Annotated in this window: 22 protein-coding genes; 14 read left to right on the top strand and 8 right to left on the bottom strand. The window is 54.0% G+C overall.

The features are described from left to right. Positions 1-104 precede the first annotated feature (104 nt). Complete coding sequence (gene hemL, locus K5Y30_RS11315) at positions 105-1,385, bottom strand: glutamate-1-semialdehyde 2,1-aminomutase (RefSeq protein ID WP_222211454.1); 1,281 nt, start codon at positions 1,383-1,385, stop codon at positions 105-107. A gap of 200 nt (positions 1,386-1,585) precedes the next feature. Between hemL and erpA the strand changes: the two genes are divergently transcribed. Then, the gene (gene erpA, locus K5Y30_RS11310) at positions 1,586-1,933 is read left to right on the top strand and encodes an iron-sulfur cluster insertion protein ErpA (protein ID WP_007893884.1); all 348 of its coding nucleotides are present in this window, start codon (positions 1,586-1,588) and stop codon (positions 1,931-1,933) included. Between the two features lie 35 nt (positions 1,934-1,968). On the opposite strand, the gene K5Y30_RS11305 is transcribed toward erpA, so the two are convergent. The 3 genes from K5Y30_RS11305 to mtnN form a co-directional block, all read right to left on the bottom strand. After that, positions 1,969-2,220 carry a hypothetical protein gene (locus tag K5Y30_RS11305; RefSeq protein WP_101762055.1) on the bottom strand — a complete coding sequence of 84 codons (252 nt, stop codon included), beginning with the start codon at positions 2,218-2,220 and terminating at the stop codon, positions 1,969-1,971. Positions 2,221-2,328: 108 nt separating this feature from the next. After that, a complete protein-coding gene (btuF, locus tag K5Y30_RS11300; RefSeq protein ID WP_222211452.1) occupies positions 2,329-3,138 on the bottom strand; it encodes a vitamin B12 ABC transporter substrate-binding protein BtuF in 810 nt (269 codons plus the stop codon). Continuing rightward, entirely contained in the window at positions 3,131-3,829 is a 699-nt protein-coding gene (gene mtnN, locus K5Y30_RS11295) for a 5'-methylthioadenosine/S-adenosylhomocysteine nucleosidase (protein WP_192235659.1), read from the bottom strand. Before mtnN ends, btuF begins: the two co-directional genes overlap by 8 nt. 97 nt (positions 3,830-3,926) lie before the next feature. Here mtnN and dgt point away from each other — a divergent pair, with 97 nt between their 5' ends. The 4 genes from dgt (at position 3,927) to K5Y30_RS11275 (ending at position 9,566) form a co-directional block, all read left to right on the top strand. Then, entirely contained in the window at positions 3,927-5,420 is a 1,494-nt protein-coding gene (gene dgt / locus K5Y30_RS11290; protein WP_222211450.1) for a dGTPase, read from the top strand. A gap of 136 nt (positions 5,421-5,556) precedes the next feature. Then, positions 5,557-6,999 (top strand): serine endoprotease DegP, encoded by a 1,443-nt coding sequence (gene degP / locus K5Y30_RS11285; protein WP_101762052.1) that lies wholly within the window; start codon positions 5,557-5,559, stop codon positions 6,997-6,999. A 183-nt stretch (positions 7,000-7,182) separates the two neighbouring features. Beyond that, positions 7,183-8,340, top strand: coding sequence for a CdaR family transcriptional regulator (locus tag K5Y30_RS11280; RefSeq protein WP_061718082.1), 1,158 nt, complete (start codon positions 7,183-7,185; stop codon positions 8,338-8,340). Beyond that, the gene (locus tag K5Y30_RS11275) at positions 8,340-9,566 is read left to right on the top strand and encodes an alginate lyase family protein (RefSeq protein WP_222211438.1); all 1,227 of its coding nucleotides are present in this window, start codon (positions 8,340-8,342) and stop codon (positions 9,564-9,566) included. Before K5Y30_RS11280 ends, K5Y30_RS11275 begins: the two co-directional genes overlap by 1 nt. Positions 9,567-9,608: 42 nt before the next feature. Here the strand turns inward: K5Y30_RS11275 and K5Y30_RS11270 are convergent, their stop codons facing one another. The 4 genes from K5Y30_RS11270 to map form a co-directional block, all read right to left on the bottom strand. Continuing rightward, positions 9,609-10,001 (bottom strand): DUF3461 family protein, encoded by a 393-nt coding sequence (locus K5Y30_RS11270; protein ID WP_007893894.1) that lies wholly within the window; start codon positions 9,999-10,001, stop codon positions 9,609-9,611. A 293-nt stretch (positions 10,002-10,294) separates the two neighbouring features. Further along, a complete protein-coding gene (gene dapD, locus K5Y30_RS11265; RefSeq protein WP_008108489.1) occupies positions 10,295-11,119 on the bottom strand; it encodes a 2,3,4,5-tetrahydropyridine-2,6-dicarboxylate N-succinyltransferase in 825 nt (274 codons plus the stop codon). 76 nt (positions 11,120-11,195) lie between these two features. Continuing rightward, complete coding sequence (gene glnD, locus K5Y30_RS11260; protein WP_222211768.1) at positions 11,196-13,850, bottom strand: bifunctional uridylyltransferase/uridylyl-removing protein GlnD; 2,655 nt, start codon at positions 13,848-13,850, stop codon at positions 11,196-11,198. Between the two features lie 70 nt (positions 13,851-13,920). Continuing rightward, entirely contained in the window at positions 13,921-14,715 is a 795-nt protein-coding gene (gene map, locus K5Y30_RS11255) for a type I methionyl aminopeptidase (protein WP_008108487.1), read from the bottom strand. 318 nt (positions 14,716-15,033) lie between these two features. On the opposite strand from map, the gene rpsB reads away from it, so the two are divergent. From rpsB to bamA, 9 genes are all read left to right on the top strand, one after another. Further along, on the top strand, positions 15,034-15,753 hold the full coding sequence (rpsB, locus tag K5Y30_RS11250; protein ID WP_007893898.1) for a 30S ribosomal protein S2: 720 nt from the start codon (positions 15,034-15,036) through the stop codon (positions 15,751-15,753). 182 nt (positions 15,754-15,935) lie between these two features. After that, on the top strand, positions 15,936-16,787 hold the full coding sequence (tsf, locus tag K5Y30_RS11245) for a translation elongation factor Ts (protein ID WP_101762048.1): 852 nt from the start codon (positions 15,936-15,938) through the stop codon (positions 16,785-16,787). Positions 16,788-16,941: 154 nt separating this feature from the next. After that, a complete protein-coding gene (gene pyrH, locus K5Y30_RS11240; protein WP_007893903.1) occupies positions 16,942-17,667 on the top strand; it encodes a UMP kinase in 726 nt (241 codons plus the stop codon). 142 nt (positions 17,668-17,809) lie between these two features. Continuing rightward, complete coding sequence (frr, locus tag K5Y30_RS11235; protein WP_036649587.1) at positions 17,810-18,367, top strand: ribosome recycling factor; 558 nt, start codon at positions 17,810-17,812, stop codon at positions 18,365-18,367. 114 nt (positions 18,368-18,481) lie between these two features. Continuing rightward, on the top strand, positions 18,482-19,684 hold the full coding sequence (gene ispC, locus K5Y30_RS11230) for a 1-deoxy-D-xylulose-5-phosphate reductoisomerase (RefSeq protein ID WP_192412747.1): 1,203 nt from the start codon (positions 18,482-18,484) through the stop codon (positions 19,682-19,684). A gap of 166 nt (positions 19,685-19,850) precedes the next feature. Continuing rightward, positions 19,851-20,603, top strand: coding sequence for a (2E,6E)-farnesyl-diphosphate-specific ditrans,polycis-undecaprenyl-diphosphate synthase (gene ispU / locus K5Y30_RS11225; RefSeq protein ID WP_222185303.1), 753 nt, complete (start codon positions 19,851-19,853; stop codon positions 20,601-20,603). Between the two features lie 18 nt (positions 20,604-20,621). Continuing rightward, complete coding sequence (gene cdsA / locus K5Y30_RS11220) at positions 20,622-21,479, top strand: phosphatidate cytidylyltransferase (protein WP_222211435.1); 858 nt, start codon at positions 20,622-20,624, stop codon at positions 21,477-21,479. A 12-nt stretch (positions 21,480-21,491) separates the two neighbouring features. Next, positions 21,492-22,841: a sigma E protease regulator RseP gene (gene rseP, locus K5Y30_RS11215; RefSeq protein WP_101762045.1), complete on the top strand. Its 1,350-nt coding sequence runs from the start codon at positions 21,492-21,494 to the stop codon at positions 22,839-22,841. 51 nt (positions 22,842-22,892) lie between these two features. Then, positions 22,893-25,304 carry an outer membrane protein assembly factor BamA gene (gene bamA / locus K5Y30_RS11210; RefSeq protein ID WP_222185315.1) on the top strand — a complete coding sequence of 804 codons (2,412 nt, stop codon included), beginning with the start codon at positions 22,893-22,895 and terminating at the stop codon, positions 25,302-25,304. The last annotated feature ends 10 nt before the right edge of the window (positions 25,305-25,314 follow it).

Raw genomic sequence — 25,314 nt, 5'->3', positions numbered from 1 at the left:
CGCGCCAAGATTAACTTTCTTATTTATCAATAATTTGATGAGGTGTGAGGAAGTAGGGTTTCCGGAAAATAAGAATGGGCTGGTTCTATCCCAGCCCACCCTGATTAGAGTTTGGCGAAGCTGCGGCGTGCAGCATCGATGGTACGTTGAATATCTTCTTCACTGTGCGCCAGCGACATGAAGCCCGCTTCAAAAGCAGATGGCGCAAGGTAAACGCCTTCTTCCAGCATCAGGTGGAAGAAACGCTTAAAGCGCTCAACGTCACACTGAGTAACGTCCTGATAGCAGGTCACTTCATCGGCATCGGTGAAGAAAATCCCGAACATGCCGCCAACGTGGTTGATCACTAGCGGAATGTTTTCAGCCTTCGCTGCAGCCAGCAAGCCTTGCGCTAACTGCGTGGTCAGATTGGTCAGCGTGCTGTGGGTGCCTGGCTGCGCAATTTGCGACAGACACGCGAACCCCGCCGCCATGGCTATCGGATTACCGGACAAGGTACCGGCCTGATAAACCGGACCGGTCGGTGCCAGCGCATCCATCACATCGCGACGACCACCAAAAGCACCGACCGGCATGCCGCCACCAATGATTTTACCGAGACAGGTCAGGTCTGGCGTCACGTCGTAATAGGCCTGAGCACCGCCTAATGCGACGCGGAAGCCGGTCATCACTTCGTCGATAATCAGCAGCGCGCCGAACTCATCACATAACGCACGCAGGCCTGGCAGAAAGTCTGGCTGCGGTGGAATGCAGTTCATGTTGCCCGCTACCGGCTCAACGATGATGCAGGCAATATCCTCAGGATACTGCTCGAAAGCCGCACGCACAGTGCTGAGATCGTTATAGGTGCAGGTCAGCGTATGCTTAGCGAAATCGGCCGGTACGCCAGGCGAGTTTGGCTGGCCGAGCGTCAGCGCGCCGGAGCCGGCTTTCACCAGCAGGCAGTCGGCGTGGCCGTGATAGCAGCCTTCGAATTTGATGATTTTGTCGCGATGGGTGAAGCCGCGCGCCAGGCGAATGGCACTCATGGTGGCTTCGGTGCCGGAGTTAACCATGCGCACCATGTCCATGCTGGGCACTAGTTCGCACACCAGCTCGGCCATTTTCACTTCCATCTCGGTTGGCGCGCCGAAGCTCAGACCGCGCGTGGCGGCTTCAATCACCGCGTTACGGATGTTGGCGTTGTTATGACCCAGCACCATCGGGCCCCACGAACCGACATAGTCGATATAGCCTTTGCCGTCGGCGTCATACAGATACGCACCGTCAGCGCGTTCGATGAACAGCGGCACACCGCCCACACCGGTAAATGCACGTACCGGGGAGTTCACACCGCCAGGGATCAGGCGTTGCGCTGCGGCATACAGGTTTTCTGACTTACTCATTGTTCTGCTCCTGCTGTTCGGAAAAAAATCTGGCGCCATTCTACGGGAATAACGGCTTGCGCTAAAGTTTAGGGTATATACTTTCCTGCGCATGCGGCGGCACGCAGTGTCAAGCTTGAGACTTGATTGCACTGGACGGCTGGCAGATAATAGCGAGATTAAGGTCGTTTTCTGACCTCGACGTTTACCCGGAGTAAAAGATGAGTGACGACTTAGCAGCGCTGCCTTTGCAATTCACTGATGCAGCAGCAAAAAAAGTGAAAAACCTGATTTCTGATGAAGAGAATCCCGAGCTGAAATTGCGCGTTTATATTACCGGCGGCGGTTGCAGCGGTTTCCAGTACGGCTTCACGTTTGACGATCAAATGAATGACGGTGACATGACCATCGAGAAACAAGGCGTGGCGCTAGTGGTGGATCCGATGAGCCTGCAATATCTGGTGGGCGGTTCCGTGGATTACACCGAAGGCCTGGAAGGTTCACGTTTTATCGTGACCAACCCGAATGCCAAAACCACCTGCGGTTGTGGTTCTTCCTTCAGCATCTAATGCTGGTTCTGGCTGCCGTTCTGGTAGCCAGATTCCTACCACTCAATAGTCACTAAACGCGCAGATTCGCGGCGTTTAGCATCGCGTTTTAATACTCGTTCGGTAATGCGCGGCTGCGCGCTGAAGTGACGTCCACAATCCACTTTGGGCAGAGAGTGTTCACTCTGGCGTGAGATATCGCAACGCGAGAATAATGTTAAGGTAGCGGCAATAGAGCCGGTCGACGTGGCCGCACTCAGAGGTGCAGCGATCACGAGCCCTATGGCCAGCAGCAGTGCTCTGGTCATGAATAGTTCCTGGTGAAGACAAAATTGCGCTAAGCGCTAAAAAAGGGCACAGAGCATACGTGGCCGCTGCGCCTTGTATTATGATTTACGACAATTTCTGCCGGATCTTTAATCTTTATGGGTGCTTTTTTTCGTCGGATATAAATCTGCACACAGCTGTTTCGCTGCCAGCAGCATGCGAGGCCCCGGACGGCTAAGCCAGTCGTCATTGATGGCGATCACCGGCACATCCAATTGCGGCTGCCAATATTGCGCGATGCTGGCGGCCCGAGCGGCATCACCCCCGATGACAATCGCCTGCGGATGGCGCATCAGCACCTGTTCGCGGCTCACCTGCGGCCAGCTAACGCTGCTATCGGCAAAAATATTCCTGCCGCCGCACAGCTCAATCACCTGGTTTTGCATGGTGTTACGTGAAGCCGTAAACAGCGGCTGCTGACCAAACTGTAAAAACAGCGGCAGCGGCGTACTTTGCTGATACTGCTTGCGCAGCGCCGCTTCCTGCGCGCGTAATGCCTGCGCCGCATCGATGGCTTGCTGCGGCTGCGGACTCCAGCGCTGTAACGCCGCCAGCGCATCGATCATTTGGTCAATGGTTTGCGGATCGATCCACTCAACCTTAATCCCGAAACGCTGCAGCTGTTCAATTTGCCGCTGTGGATTACCGCCGCGCCACGCCAGCACCACATCCGGCTTCAGTTGCAGAATGCGTTCCACTTTAATGCCTTGCCAGTTCGCCACCTGTTCCAGCGCGTTGGCCTGCGTGGGATAATCGGAGAAGGCGCTGACGGCGAGCGGCGTAATGCCTGCGGCGAAGGCCAGTTCCGTCAGATGGGGCGAAAGGGTGATGACGCGCGGCGCGGCGGCGAACAGGCTGTTGCACAGCAGCAACAGCCCAAGCAGCAGGATTTTAGCCACGCGCCAGCTGAACCAGCAGGTTTTCAACCATCAGTGAAGATTGTTTTGCCGCAACGCTGAGGAACTCGTCGAAGCTGAGGTGTGATTCCTGATCGGCGACGTCAGAAATGGCGCGCACCACCACAAATGGCACCTTGAACTGATGGCAAACGTGACCAATCGCGGTCGCTTCCATCTCCACCGCAATCGCCTGCGGGAAGGTGGTGCGGATGCGTTCCAGCGGTGCTGCGCCGTTGATAAAGGCATCGCCGCTCACCACCAAACCGCGTACCGCGTTGAGGTCGAGCTGCTTGATAACCAGCTCAGCGGCGGTAATCAGTTTGTCATCCGCCACGAAAGCGGCGGGGCAGCTGGCCATTTGGCCTGGCTCGTAACCGAAGGCGGTGACGTCGGCATCGTGATAGCGCACTTCATCCGACACCACGATATCGCCCACTTTCAGCGTTGGCGCCAGGCCGCCGGCAGAACCGGTGTTAATTACTACATCCGGCTTGCACAGCTGAAGCAGCAACGTGGTGCCGAGCGCTGCTGCCACTTTGCCGATGCCTGATTTCAGCAGCGCCACCTCAACACCGTTCAGCGTGCCGGTATAAATTTCGCAGCCGGCCAGCGTCAGTGTCTGGCGGTTTTCGATTTTGTCACGCAGCAGAGTAACTTCCTGCTCCATCGCGCCAATAATGCCTACTTTCATAAGAATCTCGCTAATTTAATGGATGTAACCCGCAAAAGTGAGGCATAGTCTAACATGGCTGATTGAGGAAGAATTCACGAAAAAATAAGGGGTAATTATGGCGACGATCAATTTCAGGAAGAAGATCAGTTTCACCCGCCCTTATACCAGCCGCAAAGATCCCGAAGGGGAATACTTTATTACCCGCCATTTTGAAAGCGATCGTGGACGTATTATTAACTCCGCCGCGATTCGTCGTCTGCAACAGAAAACTCAGGTATTCCCGCTGGAGCGCAATGCGGCGGTGCGATCGCGTCTGACGCATTCGCTGGAAGTGCAGCAAACCGGGCGATATATCACCAAAGAGATTCTGCAAGCGCTGAAAACCCAGGGCGGCGGGCTGGCGAATTATGGATTGGATGAGTTTGAAGGCGCCTTCGAAAGCCTGATTGAGATGGCCTGTTTGCTGCACGATGTCGGCAATCCGCCGTTTGGTCATTTTGGTGAAGCGGCGATCAATGACTGGTTCGACGATAATCTGCCTGCCGAGCTGGTCGATCCGCTGGTGGCGGGCGTTGCCGATGAGGCTGAGCGCGCCGCTTTTGACCAATTGAATGCCATGATTCGTCAAGATTTATGCCATTTCGAGGGCAATGCCCAGGCGATTCGCCTGGTGCATACGCTGCTGCAACTCAATCTTAGCTATGCGCAGGTAGCCTGTATTTTGAAATATACCGCGCCCGCATGGTGGCAAGGCGATAAACCGGATGAATTTAGCGTATTAATGAAAAAGCCGGGCTTCTATTTATCCGAGCGTGAATATGTGGCTGAGTTGCGCGAAGCGACGAATATTAAACAGCACCATCGTTTTCCACTCACCTGGATAATGGAAGCCGCCGACGATATCTCTTATTGCATTGCCGATCTGGATGACGCCGTGGAAAAAGATATTTTCCATGTTGAAACGCTGTATAAGCATTTATTGGATGCCTGGGGCACAGTAAAAAACGGCGATGTTTTCAGCCGCACTATCGGCGATGCCTGGAAAGAGGCTAATCAGAAAAAACGCCGTAGTATCAGCGATCAATTCTTTATGTCATTGCGGGTTAACGTACAAAACGTGCTGGTTAGCCATGCGGTTAAGCGTTTTATCGACAACCTGCCGGCTATTTTCGAAGGCGATTTTAATCACGCTTTACTGGAAGATGATGGCGAAGAAGGGCGCTTGCTGAACCTGTTTAAAACGGTCGCGCGTCAGAAAGTGTTTAATCATCCGGAAGTTGAACAACTGGAATTGCAGGGTTATCGGGTGATTAAAGGTCTGCTCGAAATATATCAATCCTTGCTGTTGCTGGATTACGAGCAATTTTCCACCTTAATGAACGAGGATTTTCTGGCAAAGCATCCGATTGAAACCCGGTTGTTTCATAAGCTTTCCGGCAAACATCGCAAAGCTTATCAGCAACACATGCGTTCATTGATTGTTGAGCATAAATATCAGCGCTTGTTGTGGGAACGTTATTATCGTGCGCGCCTGATTCAGGACTACATTAGTGGGATGACGGACAATTATGCCTGGGATGAATATCGTCGTTTAATGGCGGTTGAATAAGCGCACAATTGTAAAGATGAAGAACAATTTTTTACCTTTACCTAAAACTTTATTAGGAACTTCGCGCTAAAAACTTAATCTCACCATCACGACCACAGCAATGGTCTGGCCGTAATTCTTAGAGAGACACAGATAAATGAAAAAAAACACAATTATGCTGGCGTTGGCGCTGAGTTTCGGCGCGGCGACGTTGAGCCCTGTGAGTGTATTTGCCGCAGAGACCGCTTCTTCTTCCAGCCAGCAGTTGCCAAGCCTGGCACCCATGCTGGAAAAAGTCATGCCTTCCGTGGTGAGTATCAGTGTGGAAGGCTCGACGACGGTTAAAACGCCGCGTATGCCGCAGCAGTTCCAGCAATTCTTTGGTGATAATTCTCCGTTCTGCCAGGACGGTTCACCGTTCCAAAGCTCACCCATGTGTCAAAACGGCGGTGGTGACGGCGGCGCGGATGGCGGTGCTAACGCGCAGAAACAGCAGTTCCGTGCGCTCGGTTCCGGCGTGGTAATTAACGCGGATAAAGGCTATGTGGTGACCAACAACCACGTGGTGGATAACGCGACCAAAATCCAGGTGCAGCTCAGCGATGGACGTCGTTACGACGCCAAAGTGATCGGTAAAGATCCACAATCAGATATTGCGCTGATTCAGCTGCAGGATGCGAAAAACCTCACCGCAATCAAGATTGCCGACTCCGACAACCTGCGCGTCGGTGATTACACCGTGGCGATTGGTAACCCGTACGGCCTTGGCGAAACGGTGACTTCGGGGATTGTTTCGGCGCTGGGCCGCAGCGGCCTGAACGTTGAAAATTACGAAAACTTCATTCAGACCGATGCGGCGATTAACCGTGGTAACTCCGGTGGCGCATTGGTAAACCTTAACGGCGAGCTGATCGGGATTAACACCGCGATTCTGGCGCCGGACGGCGGCAACATCGGTATCGGCTTTGCGATCCCTAGCTCAATGGTGAAAAACCTTACCGCGCAGATGGTGGAGTACGGCCAGGTGAAACGCGGCGAGCTGGGCATTATGGGCACCGAGCTGAACTCAGAGCTGGCGAAAGCGATGAAAGTCGATGCGCAGCGTGGCGCCTTTGTTAGCCAGGTATTGCCGAACTCTGCTGCGGCGAAAGCCGGCGTGAAAGCGGGTGACGTGGTGGTGTCGATGAACGGTAAAGCGCTGACGAGCTTTGCAGCGCTGCGTGCCGAAGTCGGCTCGCTGCCGGTCGGTACCAAGCTGCAGCTGGGTCTGCTGCGCGAAGGCAAACCGGTGAACGTCACGGTTGAACTGCAGCAGAGCTCGCAGGATAAAGTGCAGTCCGCCACCATTTACACCGGCATTGAAGGTGCCGATCTCAGCAATATCGATACTAACGGCCAGAAAGGCGTACGTGTCGATAGCGTTAAACCGGGCAGCGCAGCGGCGCGTATTGGCCTGAAGAAAGGTGACGTGATTCTGGGTGTCAACCAGCAAGCTGTGGCTAATCTTGGCGAGCTGCGTAAAGTGCTCGACACCAAACCTTCGGTGCTGGCACTGAACGTGCAGCGCGGTGACAGCAGCCTTTATCTGCTGATGCAGTAGTTTTAGGTTGTTGATAACAGGCGAGCTTCGGCTCGCCTTTTTTGTGTCTGTGCAAATGTCCGGTACTGAATGTGACGCTTACCGCAAATCCCGCATAATCCCACTGGCTATGTGCAGTTGCACAATGTCAGCGCCGTAACGGATGCGTATTCTGTCTGTTCGTCCTTATCTCCGGAGTGTTTGATGGCCACCTATCATCTCGATGCGCGACTGGCTCAGGATATTGTTGCCCGCACCATGCAAATTATTGATAGCAATGTCAACGTGATGGACGCGCGCGGTCGCATCATCGGCAGTGGCGATCGTGAACGCATTGGCGAATTGCACGAAGGCGCGCTGCTGGTGCTGTCACAGGGCCGCGTGGTGGACATCGACGAAGCGGTGGCAAAACATCTGCACGGCGTGCGTCCCGGCATCAATTTGCCGCTGCGTATTGATGGCGACATCGTCGGCGTTATCGGCTTGACTGGCCAACCAGCAACGCTGCGTCACTACGGTGAATTGGTGTGTATGACCGCCGAAATGATGCTGGAACAGGCGCGTTTGCTGCACATGCTGGCGCAGGACAGCCGCTTGCGTGAAGAGCTGGTGCTGAATCTGGTGCGCAGCGAAACCTTATCGCCAGCGCTCAGCGAATGGGCGCAGCGGCTCGGCATCGATCTCAATCAGCCGCGCGTGGTGGCGGTGGTGGAAGTGGACAGCGGCCAGCTCGGCGTCGATAGCGCCATGTCCGAGCTGCAGCAGCTGCAAACGCTGCTGACCACGCCGGAACGCGACAACCTGATTGCGATTGTTTCACTCACCGAAATGGTGGTGCTGAAACCGGCACTGAATGCGCATGGCCGCTACGATCAGGACGATCATCGTCGCCGTGTGGATCAACTGCTGCAACGCATGAAGGAGAGCGGCCAGGTACGGATGCGTATCGCGCTCGGCAACTACTTTACCGGTCCCGGCAGCATCGCACGTTCGTACCGCACCGCGCGCACCACCATGATGGTGGGCAAACAGCGCATGCCGGAACAGCGCAGTTATTTTTATCAGGATCTGGTGCTACCGGTGCTGCTCGACAGTTTACGCGGCGGCTGGCAGGCCAACGAACTGGCGCGCCCGCTGGCAAAGCTGAAAAGCATGGATAACAATGGCTTGCTGCGACGCACCTTGGTGGCGTGGTTCAGCCATAACGTGCAACCCAGCGCTACGGCTCGCGCACTGTTTATTCATCGCAATACGCTGGAGTATCGCCTCAACCGTATTTCCGAGCTCACCGGGCTCGATCTGGGTAACTTTGACGATCGTTTGCTGCTGTACGTGGCGCTTCAACTGGATGAGCAGAGTTAATGAGGAATCTGTGGATTGCGCTGCTGTGGCTTTATAGCGCGCTTAGTGTGGCTAACGATCCGGCCTTTCTCTCTTTAAACGATCTGCAGAAAGTTAAGCAGCAGCTGGCACATCATCAGGCCGCGCCGCCCACGCTCGACGCCTGGCATCAGCTAAAGCAGCAGGCGGATAACGCGCTGAAACACCCCAATCCCAGCGTCACCGATAAAGGCATGCTGCCGCCGAGCGGCTCGAAGCAGGATTATTTAAGCCTGAGCGCCTATTGGTGGCCGGACGCCAGCAGCGCCGATGGCCTGCCGTGGCAGCGTCGTGATGGCGAAATAAATCCTGCCAGTAAGAATGATCAAAGTGATGGCGTAAGGCTGGCGCGCTTTACCGCTGATTTTCAGGCGCTGACGCTGGCCTGGTATTTTTCTCACGATCAACGTTATGCCGACAAAGCGCTGGCGATGATGCGTCACTGGTTTATCAATCCCGCCAGCCGTATGCATCCCAACCTTAATTTTGCCCAAGGCATTCCGGGCCGATCCGCAGGCCGCCATGATGGCGTGCTCGATGGACGCTACTTTGCCACGCGCGTGGTGGATGCGTTGACTTTGCTACGCAATGCGCCCGGTTGGCAGCCAGCCGATCAGCAGGCAATGCATTTATGGTTTAGCGAGTATCTGCACTGGCTGCGGCACAATCCGTTAGCTCTGAAAGAAGCGGCTGCGGCGAACAATCATGGCAGCTGGTATTGCACGCAGGTGGCGGGAATTGCGTGGTATCTGGGCGATCGTGAGACAGTCAAAGCGATGGTAGAGCTGGCGCGCAGTAAAATTGCGCTGCAAATTCGTGCCGATGGCAGCCAGCCCGCAGAGTTAGCGCGCACGCGATCCTTCCATTACAGCTACTTCAATCTGCAGGCGCTTACTGCATTGGCGCAGTTGGCCGGTAAAGCGGGATTGGGTGATTTATGGCATAGCCAGCAGCCAGGCAGCTCGTTGCTGGCTGCGCTCGACATGATGGCGCCGTACAGCGATGCCACTAAAGTCTGGCCGTGGAAAAACCGCGATCGGGTGAGCCAGCGCATCATTCCGCTGCTTTCCATGGCCGATAACAGCTTGCAGCAGCCGCGTTATCAGCAGTGGATCATGCAGACGCAGTGGAAAGATCAAAAGAGTGGGGCGGTGATGCAGGCACAGCGTGATACCTGGCTGCTTTCACTGCCTTTTCAGCAGCCATAAAAAAAGGCCAGCATCGGCTGGCCTGTTATCTAAAGCGCGAAATTAACGGTTGTTGCGGGTCAGCTGATCAAGGTCTGATTCGATTTCAGCGATCTTGTTCGAAACCACGCTTTCCAGATGGCGCAGATCCGCCAGAATTTTGCGCTTCAGATCCACTTCAACTTGGTCGCGCTGGCAAATCTGGTCCAGCTCATCGATCACATAACGCAGGTTCGGGCTGATTTCCTGCACTTCTTTGTAACCCTGGCTGGTGTGATCGGCGACAACGGTTTTGCGCTGACGTGGATATTTGAATTTCACGCTTTTAGCAAAGAATTCACCTTTGTCTTTGCGGAAGTAGATTTTAAGAATGTCGTTGTTAGCTTCCTGACGCAGGCTGTAACGGTCGATGTCGTCAGGGTTGCTGATACCTAAGCTTTTCAGGTTGTCGTACATAGCGTTTATATTCCATCTAAGAGTGGGTGAGCGCGCAGGACTATCATCATCATTCGGGATGCAGCAGAAACGCGGCAACCGGAACGCTTACGGCATACTTAATCAACTGTAGACACAAAAACCGGGATGAACAGTGCGCGACCGGAGTTAACTTGGCGCGGATTATGAACTGTTTGAAAAATAAACGCACGTGTTAATTCGCGGCGCGAAACAGGTAATTCTGGCGGGAGTGTAAACAAATAATTACGGGCCTGTAGGCAGGCCCGTCGGGAAGATCTTCAGGCAGGAGAAGCTCAGTCGATGCTGCGCAGCAGTTCGTTAATGCCTGTTTTGCTGAGCGTTTTAGCGTCAACTTTCTTCACAATTACCGCGCAGTACAGGCTGTAGCTACCATCTTTAGACGGCAGGTTACCGGAAACCACCACGGAACCCGCTGGAACGCGACCGTAATGCACTTCGCCAGTTTCGCGGTCAAAGATTTTGGTGCTCTGGCCGATGTAAACGCCCATGGAGATAACGGACCCTTCTTCGACGATAACGCCTTCGACGATTTCTGAACGTGCGCCAATGAAGCAGTTATCTTCGATGATGGTTGGGTTAGCCTGCAGCGGCTCCAGCACGCCACCGATGCCCACGCCGCCTGACAGGTGGACGTTTTTACCGATCTGCGCGCAAGAGCCCACGGTCGCCCAGGTATCAACCATGGTGCCTTCATCAACGTAAGCGCCGATGTTGACGTAGGAAGGCATCAGCACGGTATTACGTGCGATGAATGCGCCCTGACGCACGGCAGCAGGTGGCACAACGCGGAAACCGGCGTTTTTAAAACGCGCTTCATCCCAGCCAGCAAACTTCATTGGCACTTTGTCGTAGAAGCGGGTTTCAGAACCTTCCATGACCTGATTGTCGTTGATGCGGAACGACAACAGCACTGCTTTCTTCAGCCACTGATGCGTTACCCACTCACCGTTGATCTTTTCAGACACGCGCAGTTCACCGCTATCCAGCAGGCCAATAACCTGGGTGATAGCATCGCGGGTCGCGCTGTCTACGCTAGATGGCGTGATGTCGGCGCGGCGCTCAAAGGCAGATTCGATAACGCTCTGTAACTGTTGCATAATGATTTCCTAAGTCTGTAATACGGGTGCCAGCATCGCACTGGCACGGTAAATAAATTTGATTAATCGATTGCGGTCACACTTTATCGTTTGGATTAAGGGCCTCTGTCAACCTCTGTTGCAACACATTGCGCATTTCCACCCCAAGCGCACGTCGCTCACCATCGGCGAGGATGAAAAGATCCTCAACCCGTTCACCAATCGTACTGATGCGTGCGCCGTGCAGCGACACGCCCAAATCGGCGAACACTTCACCCACGCGCGCCAGTAAGCCGGGCTGATCGAGCGCGACCAATTCCAGATAACTGCGGCGGTCGGTGTGCGTCGGCAGGAAATTGACTTCGGTATCGACACTGAAATGCTTGAGGCGCGCAGACTGGCGACGCGTACGCGGCGGAACCCATTCGTTTTGCGTGATGGCTTGTTCCAGCGCCTGAATGATCAGCGGATGGCGATCGGCGGCCAGCGGGCTGCCATCCGGCTCCAGCACAATAAAAGTGTCCATCGCCATGCCATCGCGACTGGTAAAGATCTGCGCATCATGCACGCTGAGATTGCGGCGATCCAACTCGCCGGCCACCGCCGCAAACAGGTGCGGACGATCCGGGCTCCAGATAAAGATCTCGGTACCGCCGCGCGTGGCCTGCGGGCTGACCAGCACCAGCGGTTTGTTGAGATCGTGATGAATTAAATGACGCGCATGCCAGGCGAGCTGATTCGGTGTGTGGCGCAGGAAATAGTCGGCGCGGCAGCGGCTCCAGATATGGTGCAAACGCTCTTCGTCGAGGTTTTCCATCCGCAGCAGCGCCAGCGCTTGCAGACGATGATGGCGCACGCGCTCGCGCAGATCCGGGCTGTTTTCCATGCCGCGGCGCAGCTGTTTTTCGGTCGCGAAGAACAGCTCGCGCAACAGGCTCTGCTTCCAGCTGTTCCACAAGCTTTCATTGGTGGCGCAGATATCGGAAACCGTCAGGCACGCCAGATAGCGTAAGCGATTTTCGTTCTGCATCACTTCGGCGAATTGCTGAATCACGGTGGGATCCTGAATATCGCGACGCTGCGCGGTGACTGACATCAGTAAATGATGGCGTACCAGCCAGGCAACCAGCTGCGTTTCGCGGGAGTTCAGTCCGTGTAATTCGGCAAAGTCGAGTGCATCCTGCGCGCCGAGAATGGAGTGATCGCCGTTGCGGCCTTTGGCGATATCGTGCAGCAGCGCAGCCATCAGCAACAGTTCCGGCTGTGGCAGGCGCGGCCAGAGTTCAACGCACAGCGGATGCATCGGGCGCGTGGCTTCGTCGGCAAAACTCTCCAGCTTCTGCAGCACGCGGATGGTGTGCTCATCCACCGTGTAAGCGTGGAACAGATCGAACTGCATCTGACCGACGATGTTGCCCCACAGCGGCGTATAGGCCCATAACACGCTGTGACGATGCATCGGCACCAGCGCACGCTTAACCGCGCCAGGATGACGCAGAATCGCCATAAAGGTTTCACGCGCTTCAGGAATTTGACACAGCGGCTGCTTCAAATGGCGGCGCGCATAGCGCAACTGCCGCAGCGTGGTGGAGTAAATACCTTTGATGTTTTCGTTACGCACCATCACGTAGAACATGCGCAGGATGGCTTGCGGCTCACGCTCAAACAGCGTGAGATCGCGCAGGTCGATGAGGTCACCGCGAATCTGGAAATCGTCATCAATGTTGCGCGGTTTTTCAGTGGTCGACAGCGCCAGAATCGCTTCATCGAACAGCTGCAGCAGCATCTGATTGAGTTCGCCGATGCGACGCGTGACGCGATAGAAGTCCTTCATCATGCGCTCAACCGGCTCGTTGACTTCGCCAAGATAGTTGAGGCGCTGAGCGACGGTGAGTTGGCGATCGAACAGCAGACGATTGTCATAGCGTGGCAGCGTTAAGTGCAGCGCAAAGCGAATGCGCCACAAAAATTCCTGACACTCGTTGATTTCATTGCGTTCCGCTTCGGTGATAAAGCCGAAACCAACCATCTCATCCATGGTGGTGGCGCCAAAGTGACGACGCGCCACCCATTGCAGCGTGTGTATGTCGCGCAGGCCACCGGGGCTGCTTTTGATATCCGGTTCGAGGTTGTAGCTGGTGCCGTGATAGCGCTGGTGGCGCTCCTGCTGCTCTTCAATTTTGGCGGCGAAGAAGCGCGACGACGGCCAGAAACCATCGCTGAAGATGTTCTTTTGCAGTTCGAGAAACAGCGCCACATCGCCAGTGAGCATGCGCGATTCGATCAGGTTGGTGGCGACCGTAAGATCGGATAAGCCTTCCAGCAGGCACTCTTCCAGCGTACGTACGCTGTGCCCGACTTCCAGCTTCAAATCCCACATCAGCGTTAGCAGCTCGCTGGCGCGCTGCGCGGCTGTGTCGTCCAGCGGCTGGCGGCTGAGGATCAGCACATCAATATCGGAGAGCGGATGCAGTTCGCCGCGACCATAACCGCCAACGGCAACCAGTGCGATCTCCTTCATCTGGTCGAAACCAAAGAAGCGCCACAGACGACGCAATAAGCGGTCGATAAACAGCGTGCGGGCATCAATCAGAGATTCAATATCGGTGCCCGCATCAAATGCAATGCCCAGGTGCTGCTGGAATTGCTCAAGATAGTGTTTGAGCTTGTCGCGCGTCAGGGCGTCATCCGGCCAGCTGGCGGGGGAATCGGTCAGGCCTTTGTGTACTGCTTCGGTCACGCTACCACTCATCAACATGCCTCTTCATTACGCACATAAAAAAGGCCAGCGATAAGCCGGCCTGGTACTGTTAGCGAGATGATTACGCGACGTTTTCGAGCACCGCTGGAATGGTGTCGTCTTCACGCAGCGTCAGAATCTCACAGCCGTTTTCTGTCACCACAATAGTATGCTCATACTGCGCGGACAAGCTGCGATCTTTGGTTTTCACGGTCCAGCCATCCTTCATGGTGCGGATGCGGTAATCACCGGCATTGACCATCGGTTCGATGGTGAAGGTCATGCCTGCTTGCAACACCACGCCGCTATCATCCGCGTCGTAATGCAGTACCTGCGGCTCTTCATGGAAGCCTTTGCCGATGCCGTGACCGCAATACTCGCGCACCACCGAAAAATCCTGTGCTTCGACATACTGCTGAATCGCGCGGCCCAGTTCACGCAGACGAATACCCGGTTTCACCAGACGCAGCGCGATATAGAGACTTTCCTGAGTAACGCGACACAGGCGCTCGCCCTGAATGGTGGCTTTACCGACGATGAACATTTTTGAGGTATCGCCGTGATACTCATCTTTGATCACCGTGACATCGACGTTAACTACGTCGCCATCCTTCAGCACGCGATCGTCGCTCGGAATACCGTGACATACCACTTCATTCACCGAAATACACACCGATTTCGGGAAGCCGTGATAGCCGAGGCAGGCGGAAATCGCCTGCTGCTTCTGCGTGATGTGTTCGTGGCAGAGACGATCCAGTTCACCGGTGGTGACGCCAGGCACCACGTGCGGGGCAATCATCTCCAGCACTTCAGCGGCCAGGCGGCCCGCCACGCGCATTTTTTCGATTTCTTCAGGGGTTTTAATTGAAATAGCCATTAAATTAATCCGCAATCGTCGAATTTTTCGACAATAATGAGTTCTGTGGCAGTCATGTTAGCAGCCAGCAAAAGGGCTGCCAAATGGCGATTGTCTGCGCCTGCGGCGCTCAACTACTATTGGCGTATTCCTGCGCATTGTGGTATAAAGCGCGCCGACGATTCTCTGTCACCGACGTTTGGCTGGCAGGAAACGCATAAAACTCATTATGTGTACTAAAACACACATGTATCGACACATACGCCGGGGTGCCTTGAAAGAGGTCGGTCGTATGGGATACATGGAGGCCCAACCCCAAATCAAACTTTAGAGGTAATCATGGCAACTGTTTCAATGCGCGACATGCTCAAGGCTGGTGTTCACTTTGGTCACCAGACCCGTTACTGGAACCCGAAAATGAAGCCATTCATCTTCGGCGCACGTAACAAGGTTCACATCATCAACCTCGAGCAGACTGTGCCAATGTTCAACGACGCTCTGGCTGAGTTGAAAAAGATCTCTTCCCGTAAAGGTAAGATCCTGATCGTTGGTACTAAGCGCGCTGCTGCCGAAGCGGTAAAAGAGTCAGCTCTGAGCTGCGACCAGTTCTTCGTAAACCACCGCTGGTTGGGTGGCATGCTGACTAACTGGAAAACCGTTCGTCAGTCAATCAAACGCCTGAAAGATCTTGAGTCTCAGTCTCAGGACGGTACTTTCGACAAACTGACCAAGAAAGAAGCGCTGATGCGCACTCGCGAACTGGCCAAGCTGGAAAACAGCCTGGGCGGTATCAAAGATATGGGCGGTCTGCCGGATGCACTGTTCGTTGTTGACGCTGATCACGAGCACATCGCTATCAAAGAAGCAAACAACCTGGGTATCCCAGTATTTGCTATCGTTGATACCAACTCTGATCCAGACGGCGTTGACTTCGTTATCCCAGGTAACGACGATGCGATCCGTGCTGTAAGCCTGTACCTGACTGCCGTTGCCACTACCGTGCGCGAAGGCCGTTCACAGGATCTGGCTGAGCAGGCTGAAGAAGCTGCTGAAGCTTAATAAGGTTCGCTCTTTCTAAGAGCCCTTAGACATCAGATGTTATCTGTTAAGGGGGCCGTTCAGGCCCCTTTATTTTATCTAAGTCTGTCACGCTCACTGCAGAGCGAGCGGGGCAGAGTAAATTTTCCGCAACAAGTTTCTGACAGTGTGTGAGCACACAGAGACGAATCGAGGATTCTGGAATGGCTGATATTACCGCTGCATTGGTAAAAGAACTGCGTGAGCGTACTGGCGCAGGCATGATGGACTGCAAAAAAGCGCTGACCGAAGCGAACGGCGACATCGAGCTGGCGATTGAGAACATGCGCAAATCTGGCGCAATCAAAGCGGCTAAGAAAGCAGGCAACGTTGCTGCTGATGGCGTGATCAAAACCAAAATCGCTGACGGCTTCGCGGCGATCCTTGAAGTAAACTGCCAGACCGACTTCGTTGCAAAAGATGGCGGTTTCCAGGCGTTTGCTGACAAGGTTCTGGATGCAGCTGTCGCTGGCAAAGTTACCGATGTGGAAGTTCTGAAAGCGCAGTTCGAAGAAGAACGCGTAGCGCTGGTTACGAAAATCGGTGAGAACATCAACATCCGTCGTATTGCTATCCTGGAAGGCGCTGAGCTGAACAGCTATCAGCATGGCGCACGTATCGGTGTGGTTGTTTCTACCACCGGTGCTGACGAAGAACTGAGCAAGCAAGTTGCTATGCACATCGCTGCAAGCAAGCCAGAATTCGTTAAGCCAGAAGACGTGTCTGCAGACGTGGTTGAGAAAGAGTACCAGGTTCAGCTGGATATCGCCATGCAGTCTGGCAAGCCAAAAGAAATCGCAGAGAAAATGGTTGAAGGCCGCATGAAGAAATTCACCGGCGAAGTTTCTCTGACCGGTCAGGCTTTCGTTATTGACCCAAGCAAAACCGTTGGCCAGGCGTTGAAAGAGAAAAACGCTGACGTCATCAACTTCATCCGCTTCGAAGTGGGCGAAGGCATTGAGAAAGTTGAAGCTGACTTCGCAGCAGAAGTTGCTGCAATGTCCAAACAGTCTTAATGGTCCGAAAGAACCGCCACAAGGCGGTTCTTTTTTGTCTGCGATTTAGTGCAGCACTTTCAGTCTCATCCCAATAGCTTTTCTCGCGGGCTTTGCGGATGATCGACCAGATTTTACTTCTCCTTTTCATCATATCTTCCAGGAAGAACTGACCATGGCGACCAACGCAAAACCTGTATATCAACGTATCCTGCTAAAACTGAGTGGCGAAGCACTGCAAGGTGCCGAAGGTTTTGGCATCGACGCGAGCGTGCTTGACCGCATGGCGCAAGAGGTGAAAGAGCTGGTTGAGCTGGGCATTCAGGTGGGTGTGGTTATTGGTGGCGGTAACCTGTTCCGCGGCGCAGGTCTGGCCCAGGCGGGCATGAACCGTGTGGTCGGCGACCATATGGGCATGCTGGCAACAGTGATGAATGGCCTGGCAATGCGTGACGCGCTGCACCGTGCGTATGTCAATGCGCGCTTGATGTCAGCGATTCCGCTGAACGGCGTGTGTGATAACTATAGCTGGGCAGAAGCGATCAGCCTGCTGCGTAATAACCGCGTCGTGATCTTTGCGGCCGGTACCGGCAACCCGTTCTTTACCACTGACTCTGCAGCCTGCCTGCGCGGCATCGAAATCGAAGCCGACGTGGTACTGAAAGCCACCAAAGTAGACGGCGTCTACTCTGAAGATCCGGTGAAAAACCCGGATGCCACGCTGTATGACCAACTGAGCTATGCAGAAGTGTTGGATAAAGAGCTTAAAGTAATGGATCTCGCCGCCTTTACGCTGGCGCGTGACCACAAGCTGCCTATCCGCGTCTTCAACATGAACAAGCCTGGCGCATTGCGTCGCGTCGTGATGGGTGAAAAAGAAGGCACCCTGATTACGCATTAATACCCGACGCGCGTTAAAATAAGGTATATTCTTTTGCCGCGATGCTCTGACATCGCGCAGCAATTAGGATGATCGATGTTTATCGATACCGCTTCCGGTTAGCCCGGAAATGGCCAGGTCAACCGAATTCAAGGGTTTCAACGTGATTAACGACATTAAAAAAGATGCAGACACGCGCATGGAAAAATGTGTGGATGCATTTAAAAACAACATCAGCAAAATCCGCACCGGCCGAGCTTCGCCTTCACTGCTCGACGGCATTGTGGTTCCTTATTACGGTACACCAACGCCGCTGCGCCAGCTGGCTAGCGTGACGGTTGAGGATTCACGTACGTTAAAAATCAACGTATTTGATCGCTCGCTGAGCGCTGCGGTTGAGAAAGCGATTATGACGTCTGATTTGGGTCTGAACCCAAGCTCAGCCGGTAGCGATATTCGTGTGCCGCTGCCAGCGCTGACCGAAGAGCGTCGTAAAGATCTGATCAAGATCGTGCGTGGCGAAGCTGAGCAGGGCCGTGTCTCTGTACGTAACGTCCGTCGTGACGCGAACGACAAGATCAAAGCGCTGCTGAAAGATAAAGAGATCAGCGAAGACGACGAGCGTCGTACGCAGGACGAGATCCAGAAAATGACCGATGCGCACATCAAGAGTGTTGATGCGGCATTGGCCGATAAAGAAAAGGAACTGATGGACTTCTAATTCCATCAACTGCTTTTCAAAACGCCGTTCAGAGACGTGTTCGACTCTGGCGGCGTTTTACATTGTGTCCGGCGCTGTTGCGGACACTCTCCACGACTTCACAGGGATAGCATGATGAAGCGATTAACTCTGCTGGGATCGACCGGCTCCATTGGTACCAGCACGCTGGCGGTGATTGCCGCCAATCCTGAACTTTATCAGGTGACCGCGCTGGTGGCTGGCCAGAATGTGGCGTTGATGGCTGAACAATGCCTGCAATTCCAACCGCGCTATGCCGCGATGTCCGACGAGACTTCCGCACAAGCGCTGCGTGAGCGACTGAAAGCACTCAACGTTAATACCGAAGTGCTCTCCGGCGTTCAGGCAGCCTGCGAATTGGCCGCGCTGGATGACGTGGATCAGGTGATGGCGGCGATTGTTGGCGCCTCAGGTTTACAGCCCACCATGGCGGCGATTCGCGCCGGTAAAACCGTGCTGCTGGCCAACAAAGAGTCGCTTGTCACATGCGGCCGTCTGTTTATGGAGGCGGTACGCCAACATCAGGTGCAATTGCTGCCGGTAGATAGCGAGCACAACGCCATTTTTCAGAGTTTACCCGCTTCCATACAGCATCAGTTGGGGTACGCTGATCTGCGGGGAAACGGCATCGAGTCGATTCTCCTTACGGGATCGGGTGGTCCTTTTCGTGACACGCCATTAGCGGATTTAGCCGGTATGTCGCCGGATCAGGCTTGTGCGCATCCGAACTGGTCAATGGGGCGTAAAATCTCCGTTGATTCGGCCACCATGATGAATAAAGGTCTTGAATACATTGAAGCCCGCTGGCTGTTTAATGCGACTGACGCGCAGATGGAGGTGATCCTGCATCCGCAGTCGGTTATCCATTCGATGGTGCGTTATTGCGACGGCAGCGTGCTGGCGCAACTGGGCTCTCCGGATATGCGGACGCCTATTGCGCACAGCATGGCATGGCCAGCACGTATTTCTGCGGGCGTAACGCCGCTCGACTTCACGCGCATGAAGTCGTTGACGTTTTCCGAGCCGGACTACGAGCGCTATCCCTGCCTGAAGCTTGCGATTGATGCCTGTGCCACAGGTCAGGCCGCTACGACATCGCTGAATGCAGCGAATGAAGTGGCGGTGGCAGCTTTTCTGCAGCACCAGATTCGCTTTACCGATATTGCCGCCATCAACAGCGAAGTGCTGGCGTCCCTGAGTTGTCAGGAGCCGGGCAGCATTGACGAGGTGATGGAGATCGATCGGTTAGCGCGCGTGCGTGCCAATGAATTGTTACCGCGCTTTCGTTTAGCAGGTTGATAGTTCCCGCTATTTGTTCGCTCTGGGTGAAAATGGTATAGTCGCTCGCTCGCGTTTCACAGCCCGACATTGTTTCGATGTCATCTGGCGTGTTTGCCGGAGTTTGCTGCAGGCGCAATGTATTCAGAAACCACAGCATTTCTGATGAAAGGAATTATTACGCGTTATGTTGTCCAACAATCACAACACAATCGATGACGAGTCGTACTGCACGCCACGTCACGTGGCCATCATTATGGATGGTAATGGTCGCTGGGCAAAAAATCAGGGCAAACTGCGTATTTCAGGCCACAAAGCCGGGGTAAAATCAGTACGCCGGGCTGTCAGCTTTGCGGTCAGCCATAAACTGGAAGCGCTCACGCTTTATGCGTTCAGCAGTGAAAACTGGAGCCGTCCGATTCAGGAAGTGACAGCGTTAATGGAGTTGTTTGTCTGGGCGCTCGACAGCGAAGTCAAAAGCCTGCACAAGCACAATGTGCGTCTGCGCATTATTGGTGATATCAGTCGTTTCAATAACCGTATTCAGGAACGCATTCGCCGCGCCGAGGAACTGACTCAGCAAAATAATGGACTGACCCTTAACATTGCTGCCAACTATGGCGGCCGTTGGGATATTATCCAGGGTGCCAGAAAATTGGCCGAACAGGTTCAGGAAGGTTTACTGCGTCCTGACCAGATTACCGAAGAAAGCCTGGCTCCGTATTTGTGTATGCAGGAGCTGGCGCCAGTGGATTTAGTGATAAGGACCGGGGGAGAGCATCGGATTAGCAACTTCCTGCTGTGGCAAATCGCCTATGCTGAGTTTTGGTTTACCGATGTTCTTTGGCCTGATTTTGATGAAAACGTTTTTGAAGGTGCACTGAATGCATTCTCTACGCGGGAGCGACGCTATGGCGGTACTGCACCAGGCGGCGCCTAAGCAATTTGGGGGTAACCTTTGCTGAAGTCTCGTCTGATTACCGCGTTAATTTTGATTCCGCTGGTGATCGCTGCACTGTTCTGGTTACCCCTGTCCGGTTTTGCGATCATCACTATCATTATCTGCATGCTTGCCGCCTGGGAATGGGGGCAGTTTGCCGGCATGAAAACGCGTCAGCAACGTATCTGGCTGGCCGTGCTATGCGGTCTGTTGCTGTCCGCGATGCTCTTTACCCTTGAACCCTATCAACGCAATCTGCACCAATTCCAGATGGAAGGCTCGCTCTGGGCATCGCTGGTGTGGTGGATTGTCGCGCTCATCTTAGTGCTGTTCTATCCCGCTTCTGCTGCATTGTGGCGTCATTCGCTTACTCTGCGCCTGCTGTTTGGCGTGCTCACCTTGATTCCGTTCTTCTGGGGCATGATGGCGCTGCGTCAGTATCATTACGATACCGATCATTTCGCCGGCGCATGGTGGCTGCTGTTCGTGATGTTCCTCGTCTGGGGCGCAGATTCCGGTGCTTACATGTTTGGTCGTCTGTTTGGCAAACACAAGCTGGCACCGAAAGTCTCTCCGGGTAAAACCTGGGAAGGTTTCTTCGGTGGCCTGTTGTCATCTGCCATCATCGCCTGGCTGTTTGCCCTGATGGCACCGCTTTCGGTGGCGCCCGGCACGCTGATTATCTGTGCGGTGATTGCAACGCTGGCATCGGTATTGGGCGACCTGACAGAAAGTATGTTCAAGCGTGAAGCGGGCATTAAAGACAGCGGTAACTTGATTCCGGGGCACGGTGGTATTCTCGATCGTATTGATAGCCTGACTGCTGCGGTGCCGGTGTTTGCCTGCCTGCTGCTGTTGGTGTTCCGCACCCTCTGAGGATAGCCGACGATGTTGAGTATACTCTGGAGTTTTGCCGCCTTTATCGTGGCGCTTGGCGTGCTGATTACCGTGCACGAGTTTGGCCATTTTTGGGTGGCGCGCCGCTGCGGTGTCAAAGTCGAACGTTTCTCGATTGGCTTTGGTAAAGCGCTGTGGCGTCGCAGCGATCGTCAGGGCACCGAATATGTTATCGCGCTGATTCCTCTGGGTGGCTACGTCAAAATGCTCGACGAACGCGTTGAGAGCGTTCCCGCCGAACTGCGTCATCAAGCCTTCAACAACAAAACTGTGCTGCAGCGTGCTTCAATCATCGCAGCCGGTCCTATCGCCAACTTCATCTTCGCCATCTTTGCTTACTGGGTCGTGTTTATTCACGGCGTGCCAGGTGTGCGTCCTGTAGTTGGTGAAATTCTGAACGGTTCCGTCGCTGCCGAAGCGCAAATTACCTCCGGCATGGAACTTAAAGCGGTAGATGGTATCGAAACGCCTGATTGGGATGCTGTGCGTATGGCGCTGATCGGTAAAATCGGCGACAGCGATGCCACGCTTACCGTCTCGCAATTTGGCGAAGAAGCCACGCAGCAAAAGCAATTAAATTTGCGCGATTGGCAATTTGAGCCTGATAAACAGGATCCGGTGGTCGCTTTAGGTATTCGTCCACGTGGGCCGCAGATTGAAACGACCTTAGCCGAAGTTCAGGCAAACTCACCGGCAAGCAATGCTGGTTTGCAAGCGGGCGATAGGATCGTTAAAGTCGATGGTCAGCCATTGTCACAGTGGCAGGCTTTTGCGGCACAGGTGCGGGATAATCCGGGTAAAAACATGGCGCTAGATATCGAGCGCAACGGCGAACCTGTGGCGTTGACGTTAACGCCGGAAGCGAAACCGGGCAATGAAGCGGAAGGCTTCGCGGGTGTCATCCCGCGTGTGATTCCGCTGCCTGATGAGTACAAAACGGTAAGGCAGTATGGACCTTTTGCGGCGATCGGCGAAGCCAGTGTAAAAACCTGGCAGTTGATGAAGCTTACAGTCTCCATGCTGGGCAAGTTGATAATCGGGGATGTGAAGCTGAATAACCTGAGCGGGCCGATTTCGATCGCGCAGGGTGCCGGGTTATCAGCTGAGTACGGGGTGATTTATTACCTGATGTTCCTGGCGCTGATCAGCGTCAACCTGGGCATCATTAACCTGTTCCCTCTGCCGGTTTTAGATGGTGGTCATCTGCTCTTTCTGGCGATCGAAAAGATCAAAGGTGGACCGGTGTCCGAGCGAGTTCAGGACTTTAGTTATCGCATTGGCTCAATCTTGCTAGTGCTGTTAATGGGGCTTGCACTTTTCAATGATTTCTCTCGTCTGTAATAGCTGGAACGCATACAGGCGCGGGATGTGTTAGGAAAACGCATAACAACGATGGCGATGAAAAAGTTGCTCATAGCGTCGCTGCTGTTTAGCAGCGCCACCGTTTACGGTGCAGACGATTTCGTAGTGAAGGACATTCATTTCGAAGGTCTCCAGCGAGTCGCCGTCGGCGCGGCTCTGCTCAGCATGCCGGTACGTGTCGGTGATACGGTGAATGACGATGACGTCAGAAACACCATTCGCTCACTGTTCGCCACCGGTAACTTTGAAGATGTGCAGGTTCTGCGTGACGGTACAACCCTGATTGTTCAGGTAAAAGAGCGTCCAACCATTGCCAACATCACTTTCTCCGGCAACAAAGCGGTGAAAGAAGATCAGCTGAAACAGAACCTCGAAGCGTCTGGCGTTCGCGTTGGCGAAGCGCTGGACCGCACCACGCTCTCTTCAATCGAGAAGGGCCTGGAAGACTTCTACTACAGCGTCGGTAAATACACCGCCAGCGTCAAAGCGATTGCTACGCCGCTGCCGCGCAACCGTGTGGATCTAAAGTTCGTCTTCCAGGAAGGCGTTTCAGCGCAGATCCAGCAGATCAACATCGTCGGTAATAAAGCATTTAGCTCTGACGAACTGATCTCGCGCTTCTCACTGCGTGACGAAGTGCCGTGGTGGAACGTGGTGGGCGATCGTAAATACCAGAAACAGAAGTTAGCGGGCGATCTCGAAACCCTGCGCAGCTTCTATCTGGATCGCGGTTATGCGCGTTTCAACATCGATTCCACGCAGGTGAGCCTGACGCCAGATAAGAAAGGCATCTACATCACCGTGAACATCAACGAAGGCGATCAGTACAAGATTGCCGGCGTGATCGTGAACGGCAGCATGGCGGGCCATTCTGCTGAAATCGAAAAGATGACCAGAATTCCAGCGGGTGAGCTGTATAACGGCACCAAAGTCACCCAGATGGAAGATGACATCAAGAAATTGCTGGGTCGCTACGGTTACGCCTATCCGCGCGTAATGACGCAGCCAGAAATCAACGATGCTGACAAAACCGTCAAGCTGCACATCAACGTGGATGCGGGCAACCGTTACTACGTGCGTAAAGTGCGCTTTGAAGGTAACGACACCTCAAAAGATTCAGTGCTGCGCCGTGAAATGCGTCAGATGGAAGGTGCCTGGTTGGGCAGCGACCTCGTCGATCAGGGTAAAGAGCGTCTGAATCGTACCGGTTACTTCGAAACCGTGGATGTGGATACGCAACGTGTTCCGGGTGCACCGGATCAGGTTGATGTGGTCTACAAGGTGAAAGAGCGTAACACCGGTACCTTCAACTTTGGTGTCGGTTACGGTACTGAAAGTGGCGTCAGTTTCCAGGTGGGTGTGACTCAGGAAAACTGGCTCGGCACCGGTAACACCGTTGGCCTTAGCGGTACCAAAAACGATTACCAGACCTATGCTGAGTTCTCACTAACCGATCCGTACTTCACGGTTGACGGTGTGAGCCTTGGCGGTCGTTTGTTCTACAACGACTTTAAGGCCGATAACGCGGATCTGTCTGACTATACCAACAAAAGTTATGGTCTCGACGGTACGCTGGGCTTCCCGGTTAACGAAAATAACACGCTGCGTGTTGGTTTAGGTTACGTGCATAACGACCTGTCCAACATGCGTCCACAGGTTGCAATGTGGCGTTATCTGGATTCGGTCGGTCGCCATCAAGGCTTGAACGATGACGGTGATTTCTCTGCAGATGACTTCACCTTCAACTACGGTTGGACCTATAACACCTTAGACCGTGGCTTCTTCCCAACGCGCGGTAACCGTACCAACCTGAACGGTAAAGTGACGATTCCAGGCTCTGATAACGCGTTCTACAAAGCGACGTTGGATAGCCAGCAATATGTGCCGCTGAACCGCGATGGTACGTGGGTGGTGTTAGGCCGTGGCCGTGTTGGATATGGTGACGGACTTAATGGAAAAGAGATGCCGTTCTATGAGAACTTCTACGGCGGTGGTTCGAGCACGGTTCGTGGCTTCCAGTCCAATACCATTGGTCCTAAAGCTGCGTATCTGAACGATGGCTCGTCAACCTGTAATATCTCTGATCCAAACGGCGTCTGTAAGTCGGATGATGCGGTCGGTGGTAACGCCATGGCGATTGCCAGCCTTGAGCTGATCACGCCAACGCCGTTCCTGAGCGAGAAGTATGCGAATTCCGTGCGTACCTCGGTGTTTATGGATGCCGGTACCGTTTGGGATACTAAATGGCAGAACACCGCGGAAACACGCGCGGCGGGTGTGCCAGATTACAGCGATCCTAATAACATTCGCGTCTCTGCCGGTGTGGCACTGCAGTGGATGTCACCGTTAGGACCGCTGGTATTCTCATACGCCCAGCCGATGAAGAAAGTCGAGGGAGACAAGTCAGAGCAATTCCAGTTTAACATTGGTAAAACCTGGTAAGGCTCTGAGC

It is taken from the genome of Pantoea sp. DY-5 (assembly GCF_019795955.1).
Taxonomy (GTDB): Bacteria; Pseudomonadota; Gammaproteobacteria; order Enterobacterales; family Enterobacteriaceae; genus Pantoea; species Pantoea leporis.
The sequence above is the reverse complement of the archived record's forward strand: the minus strand, read 5'-3'. Positions and strand labels throughout refer to the sequence as shown.

Bases quoted from the DNA above. Each gene is read 5' to 3' on its own strand.
- hemL (WP_222211454.1), bottom strand. From the start codon at position 1,385: ATGAGTAAGTCAGAAAACCTGTATGCCGCAGCGCAACGCCTGATCCCT.
- erpA (WP_007893884.1), top strand. From the start codon at position 1,586: ATGAGTGACGACTTAGCAGCGCTGCCTTTGCAATTCACTGATGCAGCA.
- K5Y30_RS11305 (WP_101762055.1), bottom strand. From the start codon at position 2,220: ATGACCAGAGCACTGCTGCTGGCCATAGGGCTCGTGATCGCTGCACCT.
- mtnN (WP_192235659.1), bottom strand. From the start codon at position 3,829: ATGAAAGTAGGCATTATTGGCGCGATGGAGCAGGAAGTTACTCTGCTG.
- dgt (WP_222211450.1), top strand. From the start codon at position 3,927: ATGGCGACGATCAATTTCAGGAAGAAGATCAGTTTCACCCGCCCTTAT.
- degP (WP_101762052.1), top strand. From the start codon at position 5,557: ATGAAAAAAAACACAATTATGCTGGCGTTGGCGCTGAGTTTCGGCGCG.
- K5Y30_RS11280 (WP_061718082.1), top strand. From the start codon at position 7,183: ATGGCCACCTATCATCTCGATGCGCGACTGGCTCAGGATATTGTTGCC.
- K5Y30_RS11275 (WP_222211438.1), top strand. From the start codon at position 8,340: ATGAGGAATCTGTGGATTGCGCTGCTGTGGCTTTATAGCGCGCTTAGT.
- K5Y30_RS11270 (WP_007893894.1), bottom strand. From the start codon at position 10,001: ATGTACGACAACCTGAAAAGCTTAGGTATCAGCAACCCTGACGACATC.
- dapD (WP_008108489.1), bottom strand. From the start codon at position 11,119: ATGCAACAGTTACAGAGCGTTATCGAATCTGCCTTTGAGCGCCGCGCC.
- glnD (WP_222211768.1), bottom strand. From the start codon at position 13,850: ATGAGTGGTAGCGTGACCGAAGCAGTACACAAAGGCCTGACCGATTCC.
- map (WP_008108487.1), bottom strand. From the start codon at position 14,715: ATGGCTATTTCAATTAAAACCCCTGAAGAAATCGAAAAAATGCGCGTG.
- rpsB (WP_007893898.1), top strand. From the start codon at position 15,034: ATGGCAACTGTTTCAATGCGCGACATGCTCAAGGCTGGTGTTCACTTT.
- tsf (WP_101762048.1), top strand. From the start codon at position 15,936: ATGGCTGATATTACCGCTGCATTGGTAAAAGAACTGCGTGAGCGTACT.
- pyrH (WP_007893903.1), top strand. From the start codon at position 16,942: ATGGCGACCAACGCAAAACCTGTATATCAACGTATCCTGCTAAAACTG.
- ispC (WP_192412747.1), top strand. From the start codon at position 18,482: ATGAAGCGATTAACTCTGCTGGGATCGACCGGCTCCATTGGTACCAGC.
- ispU (WP_222185303.1), top strand. From the start codon at position 19,851: ATGTTGTCCAACAATCACAACACAATCGATGACGAGTCGTACTGCACG.
- rseP (WP_101762045.1), top strand. From the start codon at position 21,492: ATGTTGAGTATACTCTGGAGTTTTGCCGCCTTTATCGTGGCGCTTGGC.
- bamA (WP_222185315.1), top strand. From the start codon at position 22,893: ATGGCGATGAAAAAGTTGCTCATAGCGTCGCTGCTGTTTAGCAGCGCC.